Genomic DNA, 16,531 nt, shown 5'->3' with positions numbered 1-16,531 from the left:
GTGATGAACAGGATTACCCATTACTTCAAGAGCCTGCTGCTGCTCGAACTGCTGGCTGGTCTCTGGCTGACGCTGAAGTACAGCTTCAAGCCGAAGTACACGATGATGTACCCGATGGAGAAGTTCCCGCAGTCGCCGCGCTTCCGTGGCCTGCACGCCCTGCGCCGTTACCCCAACGGTGAAGAGCGCTGCATCGCCTGCAAGCTGTGCGAGGCGGTGTGCCCGGCGCTGGCCATCACCATCGACTCGGCCAAGCGCGAAGACGGCACCCGCCGTACCACGCGCTACGACATCGACCTGTTCAAGTGCATCTTCTGCGGCTTCTGCGAAGAAAGCTGCCCGGTGGACTCGATCGTCGAAACCCACATCCTCGAGTACCACTTCGAGAATCGTGGCGAAAACATCGTTACCAAGCCGCAGCTGCTGGCCCTGGGCGACCGTCTCGAAAACGAGATCGCCGAGCGTCGCGCCGCCGATGCCGCTTACCGCTGAGGTCGAGAGATGGATTGGGTAAATATCGCTTTCTGGGTGTTCGCCATCGCGGCAACGGTTTCGGCCGGTGCGGTGATCAGCGTGCGCAACCCGGTTCACGCCGTGCTCTGCCTGGTGCTGACCTTCTTCTCCATCGCCTGCGTGTGGCTGCTGGTGGGCGCCGAGTTCCTCGGCGTGGCCCTGGTGCTGGTCTACGTCGGCGCGGTGATGGTGCTGTTCCTGTTCGTGGTGATGATGCTGGACATCGACCCCAGCAAGCTGCGTGAGGGCTGGGTGCGCTACCTGCCGGTCGGCCTCATCGTCGCAGTGGCGATGCTGGTGCAGATGCTGATCCTGATCGGCGTCAAGGCCCGCTCGGTCACGCCGTTCCCGGCCGACAACGCCGCTGCGGTCGCCGCCGACAGCTCCAACGTCACCTGGCTGGCGCGCACGCTGTTCACCGAGTACCTGCTGCCGTTCGAGTTCGCCGCCGTCATCCTGACCGTGGCCGTGGTTGCCGCCGTGATGCTGACCCTGCGTCGCCGTACCGGCGTGAAGAGCCAGAACCCGGGCCAGCAGACCATGGTCAAGGCGGGCCAGCGCCTGCGCATGGTGAAGATGGGCGCCGAAGCACCGGTCGTGCACAGCAACAGCAAGCCGGCCGCCGGCGAGGAGACCCAGCCGTGATTACCCTTGGCCACATGCTTGCGCTTGGCGCGGTGCTGTTCGCCATCAGCCTGGCCGGCATCTTCCTCAACCGGAAGAACGTCATCGTCCTGCTGATGTCGATCGAGCTGATGCTGCTGTCGGTGAACATCAATTTCGTCGGCTTCTCGCGTCAGCTGGGCGATCCGTCCGGCCAGCTGTTCGTGTTCTTCATCCTGACCGTCGCCGCCGCGGAAGCCGCCATCGGCCTGGCGATCCTGGTGACCCTGTTCCGTACCCGCCGCACGATCAATGTCGGCGAAGTCGATTCGTTGAAGGGCTGATCCACAGATGGAAATCACTCTCTCCAAGAGTCTGTTGATCGCAGTGGTGCTTGCACCGCTGTTCGGCAGCATCATCGCCGGCCTGTTCGGTCGCCAGGTCAAGCGCTTCGGCGCGCAGACCCTCACCATCCTCGGCGTCGCGGTTGCCTGCGGCCTGTCGATGTACACGTTCTACCAGCTGATGTGGGGCGGCGCGCAGCCGTTCAACCAGAACATCTACACGTTCTTCGAGGTTGGCCAGTATTCGGCCCACGTCGGCTTCATGGTCGACAAGCTGACCGCAATGATGATGGTGGTGGTGACCTTCGTGTCGCTGCTGGTCCACATCTACACGATCGGCTACATGCAGGACGATCCGGGCTACCAGCGGTTCTTCAGCTACATCTCGCTGTTCACCTTCTCGATGCTCACCCTGGTGATGAGCAACAACTTCCTGCAGCTGTTCTTCGGCTGGGAAGCGGTGGGCCTGGTGTCGTACCTGCTGATCGGCTTCTGGTTCAAGCGCCCGACCGCGATCTTCGCCAACATGAAGGCGTTCCTGGTCAACCGCGTCGGTGACTTCGGCTTCCTGCTGGGCATCGCCGGCGTGCTGTGGGTGTTCGGCACCCTGGACTACGCGCAGGTGTTTTCGCAGGCCGGCCTGCTGGCTGATCCGCGCGCCCAGCTGCAGATCTGGGACGGCACGATCCTGGGCATGCAGCTGCTGAACGAGCCGGTGATCTGGTCGATCGCCACCGTCATCTGCATCTGCCTGTTCATCGGTGCCATGGGCAAGTCGGCCCAGGTTCCGCTGCACGTGTGGCTGCCGGACTCGATGGAAGGCCCGACCCCGATCTCGGCACTGATCCATGCCGCGACGATGGTGACCGCCGGTATCTTCATGGTTACCCGCATGTCGCCGCTGTTCGAGCTGTCGCAGACTGCGCTGAACTTCGTGCTGTTCATCGGTGCCACCACCGCGTTCTTCACCGGCCTGATCGGCATCGTGCAGAACGACATCAAGCGCGTCGTTGCGTACTCCACGCTGTCGCAGCTGGGCTACATGACCGTCGCCCTGGGCGTGTCGGCCTATTCGGCCGCCGTGTTCCACCTGATGACCCACGCCTTCTTCAAGGCGCTGCTGTTCCTGGGCGCCGGCTCGGTCATCATCGCGATGCACCACGAGCAGGACATGCGCAAGATGGGCGGCCTGCGCAAGTACATGCCGATCACCTTCATCACCATGTGGATCGGTACCCTGGCGTTGGTCGGTACGCCGTTCTTCTCCGGCTTCTACTCGAAGGACACCATCATCGAGGCGGCCGAGCTGCACGCGCACCTGTCCAACAACTGGGTGGCCACCTACGGCTACTGGGCGGTGCTGGGTGGCGTGATCGTCACCAGCTTCTACAGCTTCCGCCTGCTGTTCCTGACCTTCCATGGCAAGGAACGCTTCCGCGACGCGCATGATGATCATGCCCATGGCCACGGTCATGACGATCACCACGCCGCCGACGCCCACCACGGCGATGCCCACGACGACCACGGCCATGGCCACGGTCCGCATGAGCCGCACGAAACCCCGTGGGTGGTGACCCTGCCGCTGATCCTGCTGGCCATCCCGTCGATCGCCATCGGTTTCTTCAGCATCGGTCCGATGCTGTACGGCACCGACTGGGCCGGCCACCACGCGCACGACGCCATCAAGGGCCAGGCGCATACGTTCTTCACCGGCATCGTCGATTTCTATGATCCGGCCAAGAACACCATTGGCTTCCTGGGCGAAGAGTTCCACGGCCCGGTCGCGTTCGCGCTGCACGGCATGATGGCGCCTGCGTTCTTCCTGACCGTTGCGGGCTTCCTGCTGGCTGCACTGTTCTACCTGTGGAAGCCGGACCTGTCGGGCAAGGCGCGCAAGACCTTCGCCCCGCTGGTATCGGTGCTGGAAAACAAGTACGGCTTCGACAAGCTGTGGATCGATGGCTTTGCCGGTGGCAGCGTCAAGCTGGGCAAGGTCTCGCGCTGGATCGACAGCAACATCGTCGACGGCGTGGTCAATCTCTCGGCACGTGTTGTGGACGTCGCAGCCGGCGTGCTGCGTCGTACCCAATCCGGTTTCCTCTATCACTACGCCTTCGCGATGATCATCGGCCTGATTGCCCTGCTGGGCGTGCTGATGCATTACCTGCGTTGATGACCTGTACGGAATAAGAAGACGTGTCGAACTGGCCTCTACTCAGTGTCCTCATCTGGCTGCCGATCATCGGTGGTGCCCTGATCCTTGCGATCCGTGATGCGCAGACCGCCCGCTGGGCGTCGCTGGGCGTAGCGGTGCTGACCTTCGTGGCGAGCCTCTCGCTGCTGGGCGGCTACAACGCGGGCGTCGACGGTCTGCAGTTCGTCGAGACCCATGCCTGGATCCCGGCGTACAAGATCGGCTACAACCTGGGCGTGGACGGCATTGCCGTGGCGCTGATCCTGCTGACCACGCTGGTCAGCGTGCTTGCCCTGATCGGTGCCTGGAGTGCCATCGACAAGCGCGTGAACCAGTACGTGGCCGCCTTCCTGATCCTGGAAGGCGTCACCGTCGGCATCTTCGCCGCGACGGACGCGATGCTGTTCTACGTGTTCTTCGAAGCGATGCTGATCCCGATGTTCCTGATCATCGGTGTCTGGGGCGGCCCGCGCCGCATCTACGCTGCGCTGAAGTTCTTCCTGTACACCTTCCTCGGCTCGGTGCTGATGCTGGTGGCGCTGATCTACCTGTACATGAAGGGCGGCAGCTTCCAGCTGGCCGACCTGTACGCGCTGCCGCTGTCGGCCAAGGAACAGACCTGGATCTTCTTCGCCTTCCTGATCGCCTTCGCGGTCAAGGTGCCGATGTTCCCGGTCCACACCTGGCTGCCGGACGCCCACGTGGAAGCGCCGACCGCCGGTTCGGTGATCCTGGCCGCCATCGCGCTGAAGATCGGCGGCTACGGCTTCCTGCGCTTCAACCTGCCGATCGTCCCGGACGCATCGCAGGAATGGGCCTGGCTGGTGATCGCGCTGTCGCTGATCGCGGTGATCTACGTCGGCCTGGTCGCCCTGGTGCAGGACGACATGAAGAAGCTGATCGCCTATTCGTCGATCGCGCACATGGGTTTCGTCACCCTGGGTACCTTCATCGCCCTGTGGCTGGTGCGTGAAGCCGGCAACGCCGATGCCGCCCGCTTGGGCCTGCAGGGTGCCATGGTGCAGATGATCTCGCACGGCTTCGTGTCCGGCGCCATGTTCTCCTGCGTCGGCGTGCTGTACGACCGCATGCACAGCCGCCGCATCGCCGATTACGGCGGCGTGGTCAACGTGATGCCGTGGTTCGCCACCTTCGCCATGCTGTTCTTCATGGCCAATGCGGGCCTGCCGGGTACCAGCGGTTTCGTCGGCGAGTTCATGGTCATCCTGTCGGCCTTCCAGCGTAATCCGTGGATCGCGCTGGGCGCGGCCACCACCCTGATCATCGGCGCGGCCTACACCCTGTGGCTGTACAAGCGCATCTTCTTCGGTGAAGTGGCCAACAGCCATGTTGCCGAACTGAAGGACATCAACGGCCGCGAATGGCTGGTGCTGGGCGTGTTCGCCATCGGCGTGCTGGCCCTGGGCATCTATCCCAAGCCGCTGACCGACCTGATGGAGCCCTCGATCGCGAAGCTGGCGATGCAGATCGCATCCAGCAAGCTGCTGTAATTCCAGGATTTGATGATGACCACCTCGCCGCTGCTGCCATTGACCGCCGCCGACCTGCCACCGCTCGCTCCCGAGCTGGTGCTGATCGGCAGCGCCTTCGCCCTGATGATCCTTGACCTGTTCGTCAGCAACCGGAACAAGATCGTCACCCACCTGTTCTCGCTCGCTGCGCTGGCCGTGGTGCTGTTCATGCTGGCCACCGGCGTGGGCGGGCAGGGGGAGGTCTTCCATGGCATGTTCGTGCGCGATACCGCCGCGGACGTGATGAAGACCGGGATCGTGCTGCTCAGCGGCCTGACCCTGGTCTACGGCTGGCGCTACCTGCGTGACCGCAACCTGTTCCAGGGCGAGATCCCGGTGCTGATCCTGTTCGGCACCGCCGGCATGATGATCCTGGTCTCGGCCGGCAGCCTGCTGATGGTCTACCTGGGCCTGGAGCTGCTGGCGCTGTGCTCCTACGCCCTGGTCGCCAGTAACCGCGAAAACGGCCTGGCCTCGGAAGCGGCGATGAAGTACATCGTGCTGGGTTCGCTGGCCTCGGGCCTGCTGCTGTACGGCATGTCGCTGATCTACGGCGCTACCGGCAGCCTGCACCTGGACGTCATCCGCGAGGCCATTCCGCACTCGGAAGAGCGCGTACTGCTGATCACCGGTGCGGTGTTCATGATCGCCGGTGTCGCCTTCAAGCTGGGTGCCGCGCCGTTCCACATGTGGCTGCCGGACGTGTACCAGGGTGCCCCGGCACCGATCGCACTGTTCATCAGCTCGGCACCGAAGCTGGCCGCCTTCGGCATGGCCTACCGCCTGCTGGAAATGGGCGTTGGCCCGCTGTCGACCGAACTGCAGCTGCTGATCGCCGGCCTGGCCGCGGTCTCGCTGGTCATCGGCAACCTGATGGCCATCGCGCAGAGCAACCTCAAGCGCATGCTCGCGTTCTCCACCGTCTCGCACATCGGCTTCCTGCTGATGGGCATCGCCGGCGGCGGTTCGCAGGGCTATGCCGCCGCACTGTTCTACGCACTGGCCTACGCCATCATGTCCACCGCCGCCTTCGGCGCGATCATCGCGCTGTCGCGTGCCGGCTTCGAAGCCGAGAACATCGAAGACTTCAAGGGCCTGAATGCCCGCAACCCGTGGATGGCCGGCCTGGTGCTGTGCATCATGGCGTCGTTGGCCGGCATCCCGCCGTTCCTGGGCTTCTGGACCAAGCTGGCGGTGCTGGGCGCGGCCGTCAACGGTGGCCTGCTGTGGCTGGCCATCCTCGGCGTGCTGTGCGCCGTGGTGGGTTGCTTCTACTACCTGCGCGTCATCAAGGTCATGTACTTCGATGAGCCGGTGGGCGAAGCCATGCCGCGCGGCAACGACCGCGTGCTGGGCCTGGTGCTGGGCGTGAACGCGCTGGCACTGCTGGCGCTGGGCCTGGCCTGGAACCCGATCATGGTCTGGTGCCAGCAGGCATTTGCGCATCTTGCATAAAAGTTGACACAAAGCTGCGCGATTCGTGTAATATGCGCAGCCTGAGTTGTCACTGCAGCGGTTCAGCCAGAACATCGTTGCGGTAGCCGTCCTCGAAAGAGCAGGGCAGCAGTTCAAACACTTCCGGTGCGGGGTGGAGCAGTCTGGCAGCTCGTCGGGCTCATAACCCGAAGGTCGCAGGTTCAAATCCTGCCCCCGCTACCAACGTCAGATCGGCGCCAACCGGTTTGATGAATGAGGGAAGGCTTGCATGTTCTGAAGCAATCGCTCATAATTCCGCTTCTGATGCGGGGTGGAGCAGTCTGGCAGCTCGTCGGGCTCATAACCCGAAGGTCGCAGGTTCAAATCCTGCCCCCGCTACCAAGTAAAGAGATCGCCTTCGAAGTTCTGCTTCGAGGGCGTTTTTCTTTGGGGCCTGCGTCGTTTCTGCGTGATCGGGGTCAGATCCCTTTTCCCGTGGAAAAGGGATCTGACCCCGGGCCCGCACCTTGCACCAGCGCGGTGCAGTCGCTATCATCAGCGGCCTAGCAATACCCCTGAAGGTGGCCTCCCGGCGGGAGTCCAGACCCGGAAGGAGGGCCGCAACCGGCAGGCAATGCAGGTTGCAACCGGAATCCAGTCACCGGAGTCTTTCCGGAAAAGGGGCCCAGCGGGCCCTTTGTCGTTTCCGGGGCGTCATGTTTTCACGCCGGCCAAGGCCGGCACCCAACCAAGAGATCAAGGCAGGCTGTGAGCGACAAGGCAACCGACATCGCGAATCTGCTCGCCCCGACCGTTGTGTCGCTGGGCCTGGAGCTGCTGGGCGTTGAGTATCTGCCGGCCCCCGGCGGTGCGACCCTGCGCCTTTACATCGACGTGCCGCTGGCTGAACAGCCCGAGCGCATCATCAATGTCGACGACTGCGAGCGGGTCAGCCGCGAAGTGTCGGCGCAGCTGGACGTCGAAGACCCGATCAGCGGCAATTACACGCTGGAAGTGTCCTCGCCGGGCGTGGACCGGCCGCTGTTCAACCTGGAGCAGTTCGCTCGCCACCAGGGTGAGTCGGCCAAGGTCACGCTGAAGCTGCCGCAGGACAATCGTCGTCGCCTGCAGGGCCGTATCGAGGCGACCGACGAGGTTGCGGGCACCATCACCTTCATCGTCGACAAGACCGAAGTGGTCGTGTCGGCCGACAACATCGACAAGGCACGGATCATGCCCGACTGGGTGGCGCTGGGGCTGGCCCCGAGCAAGCCGACCGGTCCGGCACCGAAGCGTCCGAAGCCGAACACGAATTCTTCTTCCAACGAGCCGGCGGCAAAGAAGCCGCGCGCGGAGTGAGCCAATGAGCAAGGAACTGTTGCTGGTAGTCGACGCGGTCGCCAACGAGAAGGGCGTGCCGCGTGAAGTGATCTTCGATGCCATCGAGGCCGCCCTGGCCTCGGCAGCGAAGAAGCGCTATCCCGACGAGGAAGTGCTGACCCGCGTGGTCATCGACCATAAGGATGGCAGCTACGAAACCTTCCGCCGCTGGGAAGTGGTGGCCGATGACGTTGTCATGGAATCGCCGGACCGCCAGATCCGCCTGATGGACGCCGTCGATGAAGCCGAAGGCGTGGACGTCGGCGACTACATCGAAGAGCAGATCGAGAACCCGGACTTCGGCCGCATTGCTGCCCAGGCCGCCAAGCAGGTCATCGTCCAGCGCGTGCGCGAAGCCGAGCGCCAGCAGGTCGTGGATGCGTGGAAGGATCGCGTGGGTGAGCTGATCACCGGCGTGGTCAAGCGCGCCGAGCGCGGCAACATCTATGTCGACCTCGGTGGCAACGCCGAAGGCTTCATTCCGAAGGACAAGGGCATTCCGCGTGACGTGCTGCGCGCCGGTGACCGCGTGCGCGGCTACCTGGCCGAAGTGCGCTCGGAGCCGCGTGGCCCGCAGCTGTTCATCAGCCGCGCCGCCCCGGAATTCATGATCGAGCTGTTCAAGCTGGAAGTGCCGGAAGTCGGCCAGGGCCTGGTGGAAATCAAGGCCTGTGCCCGCGATCCGGGCGACCGCGCCAAGATCGCAGTGCTGGCGCACGACCAGCGTACCGATCCGATCGGTGCCTGCATCGGCATGCGCGGTTCGCGCGTGCAGGCCGTGTCCAACGAGCTCAATGGCGAGCGCGTGGACATCGTGCTGTGGAACGACAACCCGGCCAACTTCGTCATCAACGCGATGGCGCCGGCCGAAGTGCAGTCGATCATCGTCGATGAAGACAAGCACTCGATGGACCTGGCTGTTGCTGAAGACCGCCTGGCCCAGGCGATCGGCAAGGGCGGCCAGAACGTGCGCCTGGCCAGCCGCCTGACCGGCTGGCAGCTCAACGTGATGACCCAGGACCAGGTCACCGCCAAGTCGGAGGCCGAGCAGGCTTCGGCCCGCCAGCTGTTCATGGACAAGCTGGAAGTGGACGAGGAAATCGCCGGCATCCTGGTCAGCGAAGGCTTCGGCACCGTCGAGGAAATCGCCTATGTCCCGGTCGGCGAACTGCTGGCCGTGGAAGGTTTCGACGAGGACATCGTCGAAGAGTTGCGCGCTCGTGCCCGCGATGCGCTGCTCAATGAGGCCCTGGCAGTCGAGGAAGGCCTTGAAGACGGCCAGCCGGCGCAGGACCTGCTGTCCCTGAAGGGCATGGACGAAGCCACCGCATATGCGCTGGCCGGCCACGGCGTGCGTACCAGCGAGGACCTGTCCGACCTGGCCGCCGACGAGGTCATGGACTTCGGCATCGAAGGGCTGGATCAGGCGCGCGCCGCTGCGCTGATCCTGGCTGCCCGTGCCGAGGAGATCGCCCGACTGGAACGCGGCGAATGAGCCGGCAATGAACAGGGCCCTGAGCCGCTCAGGGCGTAGAATCCGCGCCACCTCCAGATGCGGGGGGGCGCCCACAAGATCATAGGATCCGAATGTCGCAGCAAACCACCATCCGCAAGCTTGCCGAACTGGTCAACACGCCGGTCGAAAAACTGCTGGAACAGCTGGCCGGTGCCGGCATGAAGTTCAGCGGTCCCGACCAGGTCGTGACCAGCTCCGAGAAGGTTAAGCTCCTGGGCTTCCTTCGTCGTTCGCACGGCAAGCCCGAGCAGGCCCCGGAAGAGTCCGATCAGTCTGCAAAGAAGATCACGCTCAACCGCCGGAAGCAGCAGGAAGTGACGGTCAATTCCGGTCGCAGCAAGACGACCGTGAATGTCGAGGTGCGCCAGAAGCGTACCTACGTCAAGGATGGTGCTCGCGCCATGACCCCGGACGAAGAGCGCGCCGACATCCTGCGCAAGCTGGAAGAGTCGCGCGCCCGCAACCTCGCCGAACAGCAGGCCCTGGCCGAGAAGGATCGTCTGCGCGACGAAGCCATCGTCCGTGCCCGTGAGGAGGAAGTTGCCGCCAAGGAACGCGCCGAGGCCGAGAAGAAGGCTGCCGAGGAAGCTGCGGCTGCCGCCAAGGCCGCCGAGGCGCTGGCTGCCAGCAAGCCCAGGCGCGCTCCTATTGACGAAACCGCGCCGCGCCCGCCGCGTACCCCGGCTGCCGCCCCGGCCGCGCCGCGTGGTGCACCGCCGGCGCCGCCGCGCAACGACGACCGCAACAACCGCAGTGCGCCGCGCAATGAGCGTGGTCCCGGCGATCGCTTTGCCGGCCAGATGCACCTGTCGGCTGCCGACCGCGCGCGTCGCGGCAACAGCAACAACAGCAATTCCCGTGGGCGCCCGGGTGGCCGCAACCAGTCCGGCGGCCGTCGTGACATGTCGCGTGGTGGTAGCAACGCCGGTCCGCACGCCTTCGAGCGTCCGACGGCACCGGTGGTGCGTGAAGTGGCGATCGGCGACACGATCACCGTGGCCGACCTGGCGCAGAAGCTCGCGCTGAAGGGCGGCGAGGTGGTCAAGGCGCTGTTCAAGATGGGCGTGATGGCCACCATCACCCAGTCCATCGACCATGACACCGCCGCGCTGGTGACCGAGGAACTCGGCCACAAGGCGATCCGCGCCAACGACAACGACGCCGAAGACGCGCTGCTGGCCTCGACCGGTGAAAACCAGGGCGAAGCCACCCAGCGTCCGCCGGTGGTCACCATCATGGGTCACGTCGACCACGGCAAGACCTCGCTGCTGGATTACATCCGCCGCACCAAGGTCGCCACCGGCGAAGCCGGCGGCATCACCCAGCACATCGGTGCCTACCACGTGGATACGCCGAAGGGCGTGATCAGCTTCCTGGATACCCCGGGCCATGCTGCCTTCACCTCGATGCGTGCGCGTGGTGCCAAGCTGACCGACATCGTGGTGCTGGTCGTGGCCGCCGATGACGGCGTCATGCCGCAGACCAAGGAAGCGATCCAGCACGCCCGTTCGGCGGGTGTGCCGCTGATCGTGGCGATCAACAAGATCGACAAGTCCGACGCCGACCCGATGCGGGTCAAGAACGAGCTGCTGTCCGAACAGGTCGTGTCTGAAGACTTCGGTGGTGACACCCAGATGGTGGAGATCTCGGCCAAGACCGGCCTGGGCATCGACGACCTGCTGGACGCCATCTCGATCCAGGCCGAACTGCTGGAACTGAAGGCCGTCGATGAAGGCCGCGCCTCGGGCGTGGTGATCGAATCGTCGCTGGACAAGGGTCGTGGCCCGGTTGCTACCGTGCTGGTGCAGCAGGGCCGCCTGAAGAAGGGCGATTACCTGGTGTGCGGCATCCAGTACGGCCGCGTGCGTGCGCTGTTCGACGAGACCGGCAAGCAGCCGGAGTTCGCCGGTCCGTCCATCCCGGTGCAGGTCCTGGGCCTGTCCGGCGTGCCGGAAGCGGGTGACGACTTCGTGGTGGTCGAGGACGAGCGCCTGGCCAAGGACGTTGCCCAGCAGCGCGAGACCAAGCGTCGTGAATCGCGCCTGGTCGCCACCGCTGGCAGCCGCATGGAAGACATCATGGCGACCCTGGGCAAGGGCGAGGGCCAGCAGGTCCTCAACCTGGTCATCAAGGCCGACGTGCAGGGTTCGGTGCAGGCGCTGAGCCAGGCACTGGTCGCGCTGTCCAACGAAGACATCCGCATCAACGTGATCCACTCCGGCGTGGGTGGCATCACCGAATCGGATGCCAACTCGGCCGCCGCTTCGAAGGCCACCGTCATCGGCTTCAACGTGCGTGCGGACGCTTCGGCCCGTCGCATCATCGAATCCAACGGCGTCGACCTGCGTTACTTCTCGATCATCTATGACGTGATCGATCAGGTGAAGCAGGTGGCCTCCGGTCTGCTGGGCGTGGAGATCCGCGAAGAGATCATCGGTATCGCCGAGGTCCGCGACGTCTTCCGCAGCTCCAAGCTGGGCGCCGTCGCCGGCTCGATGGTCATCGAGGGCGTGGTCAAGCGCAACAAGCCGATCCGCGTGCTGCGCGACAGCGTGGTGATCTTCGAGGGCGAGCTGGAATCGCTGCGTCGCTTCAAGGAGAACGTCGAGGAAGTCCGCAACGGTACCGAATGCGGTATCGCGGTGAAGGCCTACAACGACGTCAAGCCGGGCGACCAGATCGAGTGCTTCGAGCGTATCGAAGTGCCGCGCACCCTGTAATGCTGTACTGGGCCGGCCCTCACGGGTCGGTCCGCCCCCTGGTGGGGCCCGACCTTGGTCGGGCCGCTCCTCCTGGTAGGGCCCGACCTTGGTCGGGTCACATTCAAATCAAGAGCCCGACCGCGTGCCCAAGACTTTCCATCGAACCGACCGTGTCTCCGCCCAGCTGCGCCGTGAACTCGGCACCCTGGTGCACAACGCCGTGCGCGAGCACGGGTTGCCCTCGGTGAGCGTGTCCGACGTGGAAATCACCCGCGACATGGCCCATGCCAAGGTGTTCGTCACCGCGCTGATGCCGGAACGTTCGGCTGAAGCCGTGGCAGGCCTGAAGGAACTGGGCTATCGCCTGCGCATGGACCTGGCCCGTGCGATGAAGCTGCGCCACGTGCCGGAGCTGCATTTCCACTACGACGACTCGGTCGACCGTGGTGAGCACATCGACAACATCCTGCGCGACCTGCCCGATACGCTGGCCGCCGAGAAGCGTCGCGAGAGCGACGAAGAATAAGCTAGCGCCGGGCCGATGCCCGGCGTCTTTCCATTCCGGCAACGCGAAGCCCCTGCGGGCCGCGGTGCGGCAGCCGAGCATGGCCCGGCTCTACACATTCCTGTCATGACCCGAATTCAGTTCCGCCGCCTGGATGGCATCCTGCTGCTCGACAAGTCGACCGGCATGAGCTCCAACGCTGCCCTGCAGGTGGCGCGCCGCCTGTTCCGCGCCGAGAAGGGGGGGCATACCGGCAGCCTCGACCCGCTGGCCACCGGCCTGCTGCCGCTGTGTTTCGGCGAGGCGACCAAGATCGCCGGCCTGCTGCTGGGTTCGGCCAAGGCCTACGACGCCGAGATCGTGCTCGGCCAGACCACCGATACCGACGATGCCGAAGGCCAGGTGCTGCTGCAGCGCCCGGTGCCGGCGATCAGTGCCGAGGCCCTGCAGGCTGCGCTGGCGCCGCTGACCGGCTGCATCCGCCAGCGTGCCCCGATCTATTCGGCGCTGAAGCAGGGCGGTGAACCGCTGTATGTGAAGGCCCGCCGCGGTGACGTCATCGAAGCGCCCGAACGCGAGGTGCAGGTGCACGCCATCGAGGTGCTGGAGCAGCAGCCGGAACGGCTGCGGCTGCGCGTGACCTGTGGTTCCGGCACCTATATCCGCAGCCTGGCCCGCGACCTCGGCGAAAGCCTGGGCTGTGGCGCCCACATCAGCGCGCTGCGCCGGCTCTGGGTCGAGCCGTTCCGCGAGCCTGCCATGGTCACGCTGGACCAGCTGCGGGCGATGGTCGAGGCCGGTGACGAGGCCGGCATGGACGCGCTGCTGCTGCCGCTGGCGGCCGGCCTTGCGGAATACCCGCGGGTCGACCTGGACGCCGACCAGGTCCATCGGTTCTGCGTCGGCCAGCGCCAGCGCGACCTGTCCTGGCCGCGGGGCCTGGTGGCCGTGTTCGGTCCGGACGATGCTGTCCAGGGTCTCGGCCAGGTCGACGAGAGTGGCCTGCTGGCCCCGCAGCGCCGTTTCAACCTCTGACCTGGGCCTGCCGGTTCAGCCCCGGTCCTTGTCCCGGGAGCCCCCGACCGTTACAATTTCGCGGCCGTTTTCCGGCAACCTGCCTCCCGCAGGTTTCATCCTCGTAGTCCACGGCGAGCCTGGCGGTGCGCGAAGCGCGTTCCTGCCGGCCACGCATCACAGAGAAAAAAGAAATGTCGATCGACACCCAGAAGGTCATTGAAGACAACAAGCGCAGCTCGGCTGACACCGGCTCCCCGGAAGTCCAGGTTGCACTGCTGACCGCCCGCATCGAACTGCTGACCGGCCACTTCAAGACCCACAAGAAGGACCACCACAGCCGCCGCGGCCTGCTGCAGATGGTCAACCGCCGTCGCAGCCTGCTCGACTACCTGAAGAAGAAGGACGTCGAGCGTTACAAGGCCCTGATCGAGAAGCTTGGCCTGCGTCGCTAAGCAACGAATCCCCCGCGGCGCAGCGATGCGCCGCGGTTTTGTTTTGTAGTACCGCAATCCCCGATTCAGGCCGGAACGATCCGGCCACCCGCTGGCGGCAAGGGTCGCCGACGGTCCAAATTCGCAGACAGCATCCCCAAGGACACCCTCCGTGGCAAAAATCACCAAAACCTTCCAGTACGGCAAGCACACCGTCACGCTTGAGACCGGCGAAGTCGCCCGTCAGGCCAGCGGCGCCGTCATCGTCAAGATGGACGACACCGTACTGCTGGTCACCGCCGTCGCCGCCAAGAGCGCGCGCGAAGGCCAGGACTTCTTCCCGCTGACCGTCGATTATCAGGAAAAGTTCTACGCCGGCGGCCGCATCCCGGGTGGTTTCTTCAAGCGCGAAGGCCGTGCCACCGAGAAGGAAACCCTGATCTCGCGTCTGATCGACCGTCCGATCCGCCCGCTGTTCCCGGAAGACTACAAGAACGAAGTGCAGATCATCGCCACGGTGATGTCGCTGAACCCGGACGTGGACGGTGACATCCCGGCCCTGATCGGTGCTTCGGCTGCCCTGGCCCTGGCTGGCACCCCGTTCATGGGTCCGATCGGCGCGGCCAAGGTCGGTTACAAGAACGGCGAGTACATCCTGAACCCGACCGTCAGCGAACTGGCTGACTCGCAGCTGGAGCTGGTCGTCGCCGGTACCTCCAACGCCGTGCTGATGGTTGAATCCGAAGCCGCGCTGCTGTCCGAAGAAGTGATGCTGGGCGCCGTGACCTTCGGTCACCGCGAAATGCAGAAGGTCATCAACGCGATCAACGAGCTGACCGTCGAAGCCGGCACCAAGCCGTCGACCTGGGAAGCCCCGGCCAAGAACGACGCGCTGATCTCCGCCCTGAAGGAAGCCATCGGCCCGCGCCTGGGCGAAGCCTTCCAGGTGCGTGACAAGCTGCAGCGCCGTGACGCCATCTCGGCGATCAAGAAGGACGTGTTCGAAGCCCTGGCCGGCCGCGTGGCCGCCGAAGGCTGGAACCCGGCCGAGCTGTCGAAGGAATTCGGCGAGCTGGAATACCGCACCATGCGTGACTCGGTGCTGGACACCAAGGTCCGCATCGACGGCCGTGCGCTGGACACCGTCCGCCCGATTTCCGTGAAGACCGGCGTGCTGCCGCGTACCCACGGTTCCTCGCTGTTCACCCGCGGTGAAACCCAGGCCATCGTGACCATCACCCTGGGCACCGCCCGTGATGGCCAGGTCATCGATGCCGTTGCCGGTGAGTACAAGGAAAACTTCCTGTTCCACTACAACTTCCCTCCGTTCTCGGTGGGTGAGTGCGGCCGCATGATGGGCCCGAAGCGCCGCGAAATCGGCCACGGCCGCCTGGCCAAGCGCGGTGTACTGGCTGTCATGCCGTCGCTGGAAACCTTCCCGTACACCATCCGCGTTGTCTCGGAAATCACCGAGTCGAACGGTTCCTCGTCGATGGCGTCGGTCTGCGGTTCGTCGCTGGCCCTGATGGACGCCGGTGTGCCGGTGAAGGCGCCGGTTGCCGGTATCGCCATGGGTCTGGTCAAGGAGGGCGAGCGCTTCGTCGTCCTGTCCGACATCCTGGGTGACGAAGATCACCTGGGCGACATGGACTTCAAGGTGGCCGGTACCGCTGAGGGCATCTCCGCCCTGCAGATGGACATCAAGATCGAAGGCATCACCGAAGAGATCATGAAGCAGGCTCTGCAGCAGGCCAAGGCTGGCCGTCTGCACATCCTGGGTGAAATGGCCCATGGCCTGACCGCTCCGCGTGAAGAGCTGTCGGACTACGCGCCGCGCCTGCTGACCATCAAGATCCACCCGGACAAGATCCGCGAAGTGATCGGCAAGGGTGGTTCGACCATCCAGGCCATCACCAAGGAAACCGGCACCCAGATCGACATCCAGGATGACGGCACCATCGTCATCGCTTCGGTCAACGCGATCGCTGCCCAGGCCGCCAAGGCCCGCATCGAGCAGATCACTTCGGACGTCGAGCCGGGCCGCATCTACGAAGGCAAGGTTGCCAAGATCATGGACTTCGGTGCGTTCGTCACCATCCTGCCGGGCAAGGACGGCCTGGTCCACGTGTCGCAGATCTCCAGCGAGCGCGTCGAGAAGGTCGGCGACAAGCTGAAGGAAGGCGATGTGGTCAAGGTCAAGGTGCTGGAAGTCGACAAGCAGGGCCGCATCCGCCTGTCGATGAAGGCCGTGGAAGAAGGCGAAGGCGCCAGCGCCGAATAATCGGTACTGCTGATTGTGCGGTGGGTGAGGACCGTTGGTCCTCACGCTTTCGTAGATGAAAAAGCGGGCTTCGGCCCGCTTTTTCTTTGCCTGCGAT

Annotated in this window: 13 protein-coding genes and 2 tRNA genes; all 15 read left to right on the top strand. The window is 64.6% G+C overall.

Features of this window, described 5'->3' with window-relative positions; genetic code table 11:
- Positions 1–3 precede the first annotated feature (3 nt).
- Positions 4–492: an NADH-quinone oxidoreductase subunit NuoI gene (gene nuoI, locus B9Y82_RS12485; protein ID WP_005410456.1), complete on the top strand. Its 489-nt coding sequence runs from the start codon at positions 4–6 to the stop codon at positions 490–492.
- A 9-nt stretch (positions 493–501) separates the two neighbouring features.
- Positions 502–1,158, top strand: coding sequence for an NADH-quinone oxidoreductase subunit J (locus tag B9Y82_RS12480; RefSeq protein WP_100473468.1), 657 nt, complete (start codon positions 502–504; stop codon positions 1,156–1,158).
- Complete coding sequence (gene nuoK / locus B9Y82_RS12475; protein WP_005410454.1) at positions 1,155–1,460, top strand: NADH-quinone oxidoreductase subunit NuoK; 306 nt, start codon at positions 1,155–1,157, stop codon at positions 1,458–1,460. The genes B9Y82_RS12480 and nuoK overlap by 4 nt, the downstream gene beginning before the upstream one ends.
- Before the next feature lie 7 nt (positions 1,461–1,467).
- The gene (gene nuoL / locus B9Y82_RS12470; RefSeq protein WP_100473467.1) at positions 1,468–3,633 is read left to right on the top strand and encodes an NADH-quinone oxidoreductase subunit L; all 2,166 of its coding nucleotides are present in this window, start codon (positions 1,468–1,470) and stop codon (positions 3,631–3,633) included.
- Positions 3,634–3,656: 23 nt separating this feature from the next.
- The gene (locus tag B9Y82_RS12465; RefSeq protein ID WP_100473466.1) at positions 3,657–5,165 is read left to right on the top strand and encodes an NADH-quinone oxidoreductase subunit M; all 1,509 of its coding nucleotides are present in this window, start codon (positions 3,657–3,659) and stop codon (positions 5,163–5,165) included.
- Between the two features lie 15 nt (positions 5,166–5,180).
- The gene (gene nuoN / locus B9Y82_RS12460) at positions 5,181–6,641 is read left to right on the top strand and encodes an NADH-quinone oxidoreductase subunit NuoN (RefSeq protein ID WP_100473465.1); all 1,461 of its coding nucleotides are present in this window, start codon (positions 5,181–5,183) and stop codon (positions 6,639–6,641) included.
- A gap of 127 nt (positions 6,642–6,768) precedes the next feature.
- A tRNA-Met gene (locus B9Y82_RS12455) sits at positions 6,769–6,845 on the top strand.
- Between the two features lie 82 nt (positions 6,846–6,927).
- Positions 6,928–7,004, top strand: a tRNA-Met gene (locus B9Y82_RS12450).
- A gap of 366 nt (positions 7,005–7,370) precedes the next feature.
- Entirely contained in the window at positions 7,371–7,961 is a 591-nt protein-coding gene (gene rimP, locus B9Y82_RS12445; protein ID WP_100473464.1) for a ribosome maturation factor RimP, read from the top strand.
- Between the two features lie 4 nt (positions 7,962–7,965).
- On the top strand, positions 7,966–9,477 hold the full coding sequence (nusA, locus tag B9Y82_RS12440; RefSeq protein ID WP_005410449.1) for a transcription termination factor NusA: 1,512 nt from the start codon (positions 7,966–7,968) through the stop codon (positions 9,475–9,477).
- Between the two features lie 92 nt (positions 9,478–9,569).
- The gene (gene infB, locus B9Y82_RS12435; protein ID WP_100473463.1) at positions 9,570–12,218 is read left to right on the top strand and encodes a translation initiation factor IF-2; all 2,649 of its coding nucleotides are present in this window, start codon (positions 9,570–9,572) and stop codon (positions 12,216–12,218) included.
- Between the two features lie 124 nt (positions 12,219–12,342).
- Positions 12,343–12,726, top strand: a complete 384-nt coding sequence (gene rbfA, locus B9Y82_RS12430; RefSeq protein WP_005410447.1) for a 30S ribosome-binding factor RbfA — start codon at positions 12,343–12,345, stop codon at positions 12,724–12,726.
- 105 nt (positions 12,727–12,831) lie between these two features.
- Positions 12,832–13,740: a tRNA pseudouridine(55) synthase TruB gene (truB, locus tag B9Y82_RS12425; protein WP_100473462.1), complete on the top strand. Its 909-nt coding sequence runs from the start codon at positions 12,832–12,834 to the stop codon at positions 13,738–13,740.
- A gap of 173 nt (positions 13,741–13,913) precedes the next feature.
- Positions 13,914–14,174, top strand: a complete 261-nt coding sequence (rpsO, locus tag B9Y82_RS12420; RefSeq protein ID WP_005410445.1) for a 30S ribosomal protein S15 — start codon at positions 13,914–13,916, stop codon at positions 14,172–14,174.
- Between the two features lie 151 nt (positions 14,175–14,325).
- The gene (gene pnp / locus B9Y82_RS12415) at positions 14,326–16,434 is read left to right on the top strand and encodes a polyribonucleotide nucleotidyltransferase (RefSeq protein WP_100473461.1); all 2,109 of its coding nucleotides are present in this window, start codon (positions 14,326–14,328) and stop codon (positions 16,432–16,434) included.
- Positions 16,435–16,531 lie beyond the last annotated feature (97 nt).

The sequence above is a fragment of the Stenotrophomonas maltophilia genome (assembly GCF_002799155.1).
In the GTDB taxonomy this organism is placed as follows: Bacteria; Pseudomonadota; Gammaproteobacteria; order Xanthomonadales; family Xanthomonadaceae; genus Stenotrophomonas; species Stenotrophomonas maltophilia_R.
The sequence above is the reverse complement of the archived record's forward strand: the minus strand, read 5'-3'. Positions and strand labels throughout refer to the sequence as shown.